Source organism: Roseateles sp. P5_E11, from assembly GCF_054049355.1.
Map to the genome: position 1 here is coordinate 1 of NZ_JBFUMO010001122.1, position 819 is coordinate 819.

General features: G+C 67.6%; 1 protein-coding gene. It reads left to right on the top strand.

The annotated features are described in order from the left end of the window. A partial coding sequence (ruvB, locus tag ACXJKR_RS33825) for a Holliday junction branch migration DNA helicase RuvB (protein WP_457326588.1) occupies nt 1-791 on the top strand: 791 nt, incomplete at its 5' end. Between the last annotated feature and the right edge of the window lie 28 nt (nt 792-819).

The following is an 819-nucleotide window of genomic DNA, read 5'->3' on the forward strand; positions in this document are numbered from 1 at the left end:
ACCTGCGCCAGACCTCCGGCCCGGTGCTGGAGAAGCCCAAGGACCTGGCCGCCATACTGACCAACCTCGAGAAGAACGACGTCCTCTTCATCGACGAGATCCACCGCCTGAGCCCCGTCGTCGAGGAAATCCTCTACCCGGCGCTGGAGGACTACCAGATCGACATCATGATCGGCGAGGGCCCCGCGGCGCGCTCGATCAAGCTGGACCTGCAGCCGTTCACGCTCGTGGGTGCAACGACGCGCGCCGGCATGCTGACCAACCCGCTGCGCGACCGTTTCGGCATCGTCGCGCGGCTGGAGTTCTACACGCCGGCCGAGTTGCAGCGCATCGTGACGCGGTCCGCCAGCTTGCTGGGCGCGCCCATCGACGCCGACGGTGCGCTCGAGATCGCCCGCCGCTCGCGTGGCACACCGCGCATCGCCAACCGCCTTCTGCGCCGCGTGCGCGACTACGCCGAGGTCAAGGCTGACGGCCGCATCGTTGCCGGCATCGCCGACAAGGCGCTGGCCATGCTGGACGTCGATCCACAGGGCTTCGACCTGATGGACCGCAAGCTGCTGGAGGCCATCGTGCACCGCTTCGATGGCGGTCCGGTCGGTTTGGAGAACGTCGCCGCCGCCATCGGCGAGGAAGCCGGCACCATCGAGGACGTTATCGAGCCCTATCTGATCCAGCAGGGCTTTCTGCAGCGCACGCCCCGCGGCCGCATCGCGACACTGGCGGCCTACCGGCATCTGGGCCTGACGCCACCGGGCGGCAAGACGGCACCCGATCTGTTCGGGGAATGAAAACGGCGCCGCAAGGCGCCAATAAAAA